Source organism: Pseudomonas sp. QTF5 (assembly GCF_000512695.2).
In the GTDB taxonomy this organism is placed as follows: Bacteria; Pseudomonadota; Gammaproteobacteria; order Pseudomonadales; family Pseudomonadaceae; genus Aquipseudomonas.
The window spans coordinates 244,172-252,926 of sequence record NZ_AZRW02000004.1 but is presented as its reverse complement, the minus strand read 5'-3'; the positions used below and the strand labels follow the sequence as shown (position 1 = coordinate 252,926).

Annotated in this window: 6 protein-coding genes; 3 read left to right on the top strand and 3 right to left on the bottom strand. The window is 58.8% G+C overall.

Annotation, left to right across the window (positions count from 1 at the left end):
• Positions 1–120 precede the first annotated feature (120 nt).
• The 3 genes from IC37_RS05380 to IC37_RS05370 are packed head-to-tail and all read left to right on the top strand — an operon-like array spanning position 121 to position 3,686.
• Positions 121–780, top strand: coding sequence for a paraquat-inducible protein A (locus IC37_RS05380; protein WP_030129664.1), 660 nt, complete (start codon positions 121–123; stop codon positions 778–780).
• Positions 767–1,390, top strand: coding sequence for a paraquat-inducible protein A (locus IC37_RS05375; protein WP_030129665.1), 624 nt, complete (start codon positions 767–769; stop codon positions 1,388–1,390). Before IC37_RS05380 ends, IC37_RS05375 begins: the two co-directional genes overlap by 14 nt.
• On the top strand, positions 1,383–3,686 hold the full coding sequence (locus IC37_RS05370; RefSeq protein WP_030129666.1) for a PqiB family protein: 2,304 nt from the start codon (positions 1,383–1,385) through the stop codon (positions 3,684–3,686). The genes IC37_RS05375 and IC37_RS05370 overlap by 8 nt, the downstream gene beginning before the upstream one ends.
• 210 nt (positions 3,687–3,896) lie before the next feature.
• On the opposite strand, the gene mksF is transcribed toward IC37_RS05370, so the two are convergent.
• Genes mksF through mksB form a run of 3 tightly spaced genes read right to left on the bottom strand, consistent with a single transcriptional unit; the run spans position 3,897 to position 8,702 of the window.
• Positions 3,897–6,737, bottom strand: a complete 2,841-nt coding sequence (gene mksF, locus IC37_RS05365; protein WP_030129667.1) for an Mks condensin complex protein MksF — start codon at positions 6,735–6,737, stop codon at positions 3,897–3,899.
• On the bottom strand, positions 6,734–7,435 hold the full coding sequence (gene mksE / locus IC37_RS05360) for an Mks condensin complex protein MksE (RefSeq protein WP_030129668.1): 702 nt from the start codon (positions 7,433–7,435) through the stop codon (positions 6,734–6,736). Before mksE ends, mksF begins: the two co-directional genes overlap by 4 nt.
• The gene (gene mksB / locus IC37_RS05355) at positions 7,425–8,702 is read right to left on the bottom strand and encodes an Mks condensin complex protein MksB (protein ID WP_033864873.1); all 1,278 of its coding nucleotides are present in this window, start codon (positions 8,700–8,702) and stop codon (positions 7,425–7,427) included. Before mksB ends, mksE begins: the two co-directional genes overlap by 11 nt.
• Positions 8,703–8,755: the final 53 nt, after the last annotated feature.

Genomic DNA, 8,755 nt, shown 5'->3' with positions numbered 1-8,755 from the left:
ATGCAGGTAGGGGTTTTGTTTTGTCCGCAGGAAAAGAACACTTCGACGTCAGCACAAAATTGCACAGTTTTCGAGTCAGGACACTAGAATAGGTCCAACTTTTTTGGAGCCAGAGCCTTTATGCCAGATCCGGTTGACGCCCCTGGGCTGTCAGATTTACCGCTGGACGACTTGGTAGCGTGTCATGAGTGCGACTTGCTGATGCGCAAGCCTGAGCTTGCTCATGGTGAGAAAGCCGTCTGTGTACGCTGCGGTTATGAGCTGTATGCCCATCGACACAATGTCGTGCAGCGCAGTCTCGCCTTGGTCACTGCCGCACTATTGTTGTACATCCCGGCGAACTTCTTACCCATCATGCAACTCCATCTACTCGGACAGTCGTCGCACGATACTGTCTGGAGTGGCGTTGTCGGTCTGTTCGATACCGGTATGCGAGGCGTAGCGGCAGTGGTATTCCTTTGCAGTATGGGGATTCCGCTGCTCAAGCTGCTTTGCCAACTGGTCGTGTTACTGAGTATTCGCTTCGATATTGGACGCAGTTACGGCTTGCTGCTCTACCGCATTTATCACCATCTACGGGACTGGGGGATGCTCGAGGTTTACCTCATGGGCGTACTGGTTGCGATCGTTAAATTGGCCGATATGGCGGCGATCACCGTAGGTTTTGGTCTGGCGTGCTTCATCAGTTTGTTGTTGGTTCAGGTCTGGCTGGAAGTGGTGATGTCACCGCACCAGATCTGGCAGGCTCTATCAGGAGAAGATGCCCATGCGGGCGATTGATGCAGGCATTCTGATTTGTGCTGAATGCCATGAGTTGAACAAGCAGGAAGCCGATACCGACGAGCAGGTTTGCACCCGCTGCGGTGCGCTGGTTCACGCCCGCCGCCCGAACAGTCTGATGCGTACCTGGGCATTATTGATCACGGGCGCGATTCTCTACATCCCGGCCAATGTGCTACCGATCATGACCGTCAATTCCCTGGGGCAGGGCGATCCGAGCACCATCATGTCCGGTGTGATTCAACTGGTTCAGCACGGCATGATTCCAATCGCCGCCGTGGTCTTTATCGCCAGCATCCTGGTCCCCACGTTCAAGTTGGTGGGTATCGCATTGCTGCTGTTTTCGGTGCAGCGCCGCCAGCCGCTTTCGGCACGCCAGCGCATTCTGATGTACCGCTTTATCGAGTTCATCGGCCGCTGGTCGATGCTGGATATCTTTGTGATCGCCATCTTGGTGGCGGTTGTGAATTTCGGACGGCTTGCCAGTATCGAAGCCAATCCTGGCGCCATCGCCTTCGCCAGTGTGGTGATTTTGACGATGCTTGCCGCAGTAACTTTCGATCCCCGACTGATTTGGGATAACACGGAGTCGGACGACGACCATGACTGATTTGCCTAAAGCGAAAACCCGACCGGCCTCGAACTGGTCTGCTATCTGGGCGTTGCCCCTGATTGCCTTGATCATCGGCGGTTGGCTCGGCTGGCGTGCCTACAGCGAGACGGGCATCGAGATTCAGGTGCGCTTCGAAAGCGGTGAAGGTATTCAGGCCAACAAGACCGAAGTCGTCTACAAAGGCATGTCGGTCGGTAAGGTAAAAGCCCTCAAGCTCGATGACGAAGGCAGCTCCAAAGGAGTGATCGCGACCATCGAGATGAACAAGGACGTGGAGCAATACCTCAAGACCAGCACGCGTTTCTGGCTGGTCAAACCGAGCGTGAGCCTGGCCGGTATCACGGGCCTGGAGACGCTGGTCTCGGGCAACTATGTGGCCGTCAGCCCAGGTGAAGGCGAGCCGACCCGCAAGTTCAAGGCCCTTGCCCAAGAGCCTCCGCTGTCGGACGCCCAACCCGGCCTGCACTTGACCATCAAGGCTGATCGCCTTGGCTCGCTGAATCGCGGCAGCCCGGTGTTCTACAAGCAGATTCAGGTCGGTCAGATCAAAAGCTACGTGCTGTCCGCAGACCAGAATACTGTCGAACTCAAAGTCTTCATCGAGCCGACTTACGCCAACCTTGTGCGTAAACACACGCGTTTCTGGAATGCCAGCGGCATCAGTATCGACGCCAACCTTTCTGGTGTGAAAGTGCGTAGCGAGTCCCTCGCCAGCATCGTCGCCGGTGGTATTGCGTTCGCCACTCCGGAGAACCGCAAGGACAGCCCGCCCACCGATCCAAGCCTGCCGTTCCGTCTCTACGAGGATTTCGATGCAGCCGCAGCGGGTATTCGGGTCAAGGTCAAACTCAGCGATTTCGAAGGCCTGCAGGCCGGTCGTACGCCGGTGATGTACAAAGGCATCCAGGTCGGCAATTTGAAAACACTCAAGGTTGACCCGGATCTGGCCAGTGCCAGCGCCGAATTGACTCTCGACCCGTTGGCCGAGGACTACCTGGTCACCGGCACTCAGTTCTGGGTGGTGAAACCATCAATTTCACTCGCCGGTATTACGGGCCTGGAAGCGCTGGTCAAAGGTAACTACATCGCCGTGCGCCCAGGCGACAAGGGCGGTGCACCGCAGCGCGAGTTCGAAGCACGGCCCAAGGCGCCGCCGCTGGATTTGCGTTCGCCAGGCCTGCACTTGGTGTTGTTCACCGACAACCTTGGTTCTCTGGAAGTCGGCAGTCCGATTCTCTACAAACAGGTCAAGGTCGGTTCGGTTCAGAGCTATCAATTCTCCCGCACCAAAAAGCAGCTGGTGATCGGGGTGCATATCGAGAAGGAATACGAAGGGCTGGTCAACGCCTCGACGCGTTTCTGGAATGCCAGCGGCATTACGCTCACGGGTGGGTTAACCGGCGGCATCCAGGTCAAAAGTGAATCATTGCAAAGCCTGATGGCCGGAGGTATCGCCTTCGAAACCCCGGAAGCCAAGGCGCCGTTGCAAAAGCGTATTCCACGTTTCCGCTTGCATGCCAACCATGATGAGGCAACGCAGAAAGGTACTATGGTGACAATCAAGGTCGATCGAGCCGATGGCCTGCGCAGTGGCACGCCGGTTCGATTCAAAGGCCTGGACGTTGGCAAGATTGAGGACGTCGACCTCAGTGATGACCTGCAATCAGTACTGCTGACCGCGCGGATCACAGAAGTGCCGGAGCGTATCGCTCGGGTCGGCAGTCAGTTCTGGGTCGTCAAACCTGAGCTCGGTCTGCTTAAAACTTCGAACCTCGAAACTTTGGTCACCGGGCAATACATCGAAGTGCAACCGGCACCGAAGAACCTCGGCCCGCAGAAGACTTTCGTGGCGTTGACCAATCCCCCGGAAACCGCCAAGGAAGAGGCTGGTTTAAGCCTGGTGTTGAGCGCTGCTCGTCGGGGTTCGCTGAAGACCGGCGTTCCCGTCACCTATCGCGAAATCACGGTAGGCAAGGTGACCGGCTATGAACTGGGCCAAACGGCCGATCGAGTGTTGGTGCACATTCTGATCGAGCCGAAGTATGCACCACTGGTGCGCAGGGGCACGCGGTTCTGGAATACCAGTGGTTTTGGCTTGGACTACGGCTTGTTCAAAGGCGCGACAATACGCACTGAATCGCTGGAGACGCTGGTTCAGGGCGGTATTGCTTTTGCCACGCCGGATGGCGACCGCATGGGTGTCCCGGCGCGGCCTGAGCAAACCTTCCCGTTGTTCGATCAGTTCGAAGATGAGTGGCTGACCTGGGCGCCGAAGATCGCAATCGGCAAGTAGTTTATCGGCGCCTGTGATGCCGCTTTCGCGAGCAAGCCCGCTCCCACACTTAATCGGTGTCGTACGCAAATGTTATGAACGACAAAGATCCAGTGTGGGAGCGGGCTTGCTCGCGAAGACGGCATCAAACTCACAGAAAGTCTCTAGTCATTGCATAAAAAAGGCCGCGATCCATTTGGATCGCGGCCTTTTTTTGCTTCGGTTTAAGCGTCAGACCGCATCCAGCTCTGGCTCATCAGCTTGTACAACAACGGTAGCCTTCACTTCATCGTGGCGACGGATGTACTTCCAGTCCGCCTCGTCGATGTAGATACCGTTCGGGCCGCTGCCGCCTTCCAGGTCGATGGCGACACTGGCGCAAACTTGCGGCTTCACACTCGCCAGGATCGGCACGAAGCCCAATTGCAGACTGGTTTCCAGCAGTGCTGCCTGGTTCTTCTCGTCGATGTCCGCCGCCTCGTCGAGGTAGTACGGCAGGCGCACGCGACCGGCCTGGTCGCGGTCCATCAAGTGCAGCAACAAGTACATGTTGGTCAGCGCCTTGATGGTCATGGTGGTGCCGTTGGACGCCGCGCCGTCGATGTCGGTGTGGATCACCGGTTGGCCATTGACCTTGGTGATCTCGAACGCCAGCTCGAACAGATCCTTGAGACCGAGCTGGTTGTGGTTGGCCGCCACCAGGCGCGCCAGGTATTCCTTGGCTTCTTCGTTTTTGTTGTCCTGATCGGCGCTTTGGCTCAGGTCGAAGACGGAAAGGGTTTCGCCTTCTTCGTACTGACCGGCGCTGTGGATGATCTGGTCAATGTGCTTGAGCGCTTCCTTGTTCGGTGCGAGCACGATGCGGAAGCTTTGCAGGTTGGAGACCTGACGCTTGTTGATCTCGCGGTTGAACAGCGCCAGTTGATGTTCGAGGCTGTCATAGTCGCTGCGAATGTTACGCAGGGTCCGGGCGATGTCGGTGACCGCCGCACGGCGGGCCTTGCCGAGGGTCAGGGCTTCGTCGGTGCGGTGTGCGTACGCATTGATCAACAGTTGCAGGCGACGCTCCATATCGTCTTCGCTGTCGAACTTGGCCACCCCCTTGAGGCGCACCTGAGCGTATAGCGCTTCGATCTGGCCGTCGGCCCGCAGCAGGCCTTGCCAACTGTCCTGATAGTCATTGAGCAACGGCAGCAGGTTGTCCATGGAATCGTCGACCGGGTCCATGAACGGCGTGCCGAATGGCAGATCGGCTGGCAACAACTGACGGCGGCGCAGGGCGTCGTCGAGGGTGCGTTGCTTGGCTTCCATGTCGCCGATCTGCCGGCCGACCAGTTGCAGCTTGGCCGACAGTTGCTGGACGCGTTCGGTGAAGGCGTCGCTGGAACGCTTCAACTCGTCCTGAGCGGCCTCCAGTTGTTCAAGCTGTTCCAGCTTGTCGCCTTCCTCGGCGCTCAGGGTTTGCGTGCGGCGGAAGTCTTCCAGGGCTTTCTGCGCATCCAGCACTTGCTGGTACAGCGCTTCGGTCTGGGTCTTGCTGGCCGCGCGGTCTGCCGCCACGGCAGCTTGAGTTTTCAGCTGCTTGAGTTCTTTTTCCAGACGCTCTTTCTGATCGCGCAGCGCCGCGCGGTCAGCCAGGGCTTGCAGCGCTGGCGGCTCGATGTGCGAAATGTCGATGGACAGGCCCGGCACTTCGAAGCGCTCGCCTTTGAAACCATCGAGGATCAGTTCCATGGATTTGACCCACTGACCGTCCTCGTCCAGCGTAATGCCGTGCTCGCCCAATGGCAGGCTGAACAATGCGCTGTTGAACAACCGCATAAGGCGCTCGACGTCTTGTTGCGAGAACTCTTCGCGCAAACGGGCATAGCTATTGTTGTCGGCGTGATCGAGTTGCTGTTTGACCGACTTCAGGCGTTTTTCCAGATCCCGCAGACGCTCTTCCAGGTCTTCGGCGCTGAACTGTCGCGACTGGGCCAGTGCACCGGCCAGTTCGTCGTGCGCGTCCTTGGCGGCGAGCAGTTGCTGCTCAAGGACTTTGACGTCATCGACCAGCGCGAAGCGATGCTTGAGCACCGACAACTCGCCGAGCCAGCGCTGGATGCCGGTGATTTCCCGCTCCAGACGCATCAGCTCCTGAGTGCCGCCGCGTTGATCGTTTTGCAGCGCGTCCTGCTCGTTGCGATAGTGCTCGGCCTGAATCGTCAGTTCTTCCTTACGCGCACTGGCATAGTCCGACCAGGTGCCGAGCAGGGAATCGAGCAGCGGCGACAGGCGATGCAGTTTGCCGCGCAGGATGTCCCGCTGTTTCACGCCGTTGGCCAAGGCTTCGACCAATGGGCCGGCAGCGACCAGGGAGTTGTAGTCCTGCTCCATACGGCGTACGTCGCGGAAGGCTTCTTCGCACGCGGCAATGTAATCGACACTGCCGGAACGCAGGCTGTGTTCGAACGCATCGAGGAACAACTGCTTGAGTTTCGCAGCCGTGATTTCGCGCATGTGCAGCAAGTTGATGAACAGCGCGCGGAAGGTCTTCAAGCTCTGCTCGCTGGTGGAGCGCAGCGGGATCAGGGTCAGGTCGAGTGGAATCGAGGTGTGACCGCCGACCAGCAAACGACGCAGTTCATCCGGCTTGAGCTCGTAGGCTTTCAGGCCTTCGCGTTCAAGGTTGGTGAACAGTTCTTTCTGACGCAGGCAGGTGTCATTTTTTTGGTAATGGGCAAGATCCAGTTTGCCGGCGTAGGCGAAGAACTGGTGACCGAAACCGCCACCGGGACCGCGACCGACCACGCCGATCACGTGTGGACCGTGCGGCAATGAAACTTCGACGAGGATGTAACTGGTGTCCGAGGCGAAGTAGAAACGCCGGGATTGCTCCAGGCTGTACTTGCCGAAACTCATGTCCGACATACGCGCCAGAATCGGGAACTGCAAGGCGTTGATCGAGGCGGATTTGCCAAGGTTGTTCGCGCCGTAAACCGACAGCGGCTCTTCCAGCGGGAACAGGCCGAGGCTGTAACCGGCGGTGTTCAAAAGGGCAAAGCGGCGAATGCCGTAGCGTTCCTTGCTCATGCGTCGGTCTCCTGTTCTTCGGCAATGGCACGGGCCATGGCGTCTTCTTCGCTTTCTTCTTCGAAGTCACTAAGGTCCAGCGGGTCATCGGTTTCCAAAAGTTTTTCGTCGCTGTCGTCATCGATCAGCACTGGCACCGGCAATGGCAACACGCTGTGCAGGCTGGCGGCCAGATCACGGTCTTGCTGGACAGACAGGCAGACATCGAGGAAGCGGTGCATCGGCGGCAGGAAACGGTAGATGCCGTTTTCTTCGCCGGCGAAACCGAGCTGAGTCATGCGGCGCATGATTTTTTCTTCGAGTTCTTCAACCGTCTGCACTTCGGCCTGGATAAACAGGTCGCGGTACTTTTCCAGCAACGACGGCAATTCATCACGGCCAAGGCTGCCACCGTCGAGCACGGCGACCGGGTCGCGGCCCTGATCGGCCAGGTGCTCGACGAGGATGAAGGTGAACAGCGCCAGACGTTGTGCAGTCTTGTTCACCGCAGCAGCGGCCAGGTCCGGCACAAAGTAGTAGAAACCACGGGTGTCGCAGACCAGTTCAAAGCCCAGTGCCTTGAACAGCGTGCGGTACTGGTCCTGGAAGTTCGACAGTTGCGCGTAGAGCTCCGGATCGCGGCGGCTGACGTGGTAGCCCTTGAACAGCTCGCGAAAGATCGGCGCCAGTTGGGACAGTTCGGATAGATCAAGATGCATGTGGAATGCTCGCAGAATTCTCGGCGGTGGTGTCACCGGCCGAGAGTAGGGCGAAGGAGCGCAGGCTGACCTGATGCTCGTGAGTGTGGTAATCGCGGCGTTCCAGACGCTCGCGTTTGAAGCGTTTCTCACGGGACAGGCGCGAGAACCAATAGAGCAATTCGTCGGTAGCGCCGTCCGGCTCCTGCTCGAGCAGCCAAGTCATCAGGTCCGGCATCGGCAGGGCGTCTTCGCAGCGTTCGAGCATTTCGCGAACCGTGCGTGGCGCGCGCGGGGCTTCGCCTTTCTGGGTTTTGTGAGCCTTGGGGAACCGCGCTGGTTTCGGCTCGAAACGGGCCAGCGCGTACACGTAGGCTTCGACCTGACTGGCGCTGCCGAGGAAGGTGCTTTGCGGCCGGGTGAACATCGGCATTGCCGCTTGTGGCACCGCATCGATACCTTTACGACGAATGGCCGACAAGGCCAGCGCCGCGCCACGGGTCACGGCGTTGTGCCGGCGCGCTTCTTCACGCAGCGGCAGGAGCAGTTCACGGGCATGACGCAGGGTCAACTGGGCGCTGGTCTGCATTTCGAGGATGCGCGCGTGGGTGCGCAGCAGCATGTCGTCGTCGACCAGATGGCCGAGGCGCTGCTGTTCAGTGAGCATCTTCAGCAGGACGTTTTCGACCTTGCGCACGCCTTGTTCGAAGGCGCCGTCGGCGTTCACCAACTGAATCATCGGTTCGACGTATTCATCCCAGGTCGCCAGTACCTCAGCGTAGCGCTGACGCAGCGGGATCTGCCGGTCGCTGGTCTTGGCCCGCTCGGCGACGGCCACCAGGGCCTGTTCGTCGTTGGCGAGTTTCTTCAGAACGTCCCGCACACGCATGTCGAGCAGACGCAACTGGCGCGCCAGGTCGTGGCCGTCGCGAATGTCGAAGGCATCCTGAATGTAACCGGCCAAGCGCTCGAGATGGCGCAAATAGGCTTCGATTTCCAGGCACAGGCCCAGACGGTGCTCACGGCGCAGGTAAGCGAGGAAGTCGTGGATCTGCGCGTTGAGCTCGAAACGGTTCGGGCTTTTCGCCACGGGAACCAGAATGTCGAGGCGGATCCACACGTCCAGCAGGCTGGTGATGTCCTGCGGCGTACTGTCGAGTTGCTGGGCGGCCAGTTGCGTGCGCAGTTCGTTGAGGCTCAATGTGCCTTGGTCGAAGTGCTCGCACAGTGGCTCCAGAAGTGCCCAGTGTTCAGCGAGGGCGCGCAAGACGCGCTTGGGTTCGATCATCGGAATGGCCGGCTGGTTGGCGATTAAAAGCCGCGATTGTACTGCATCGCAGC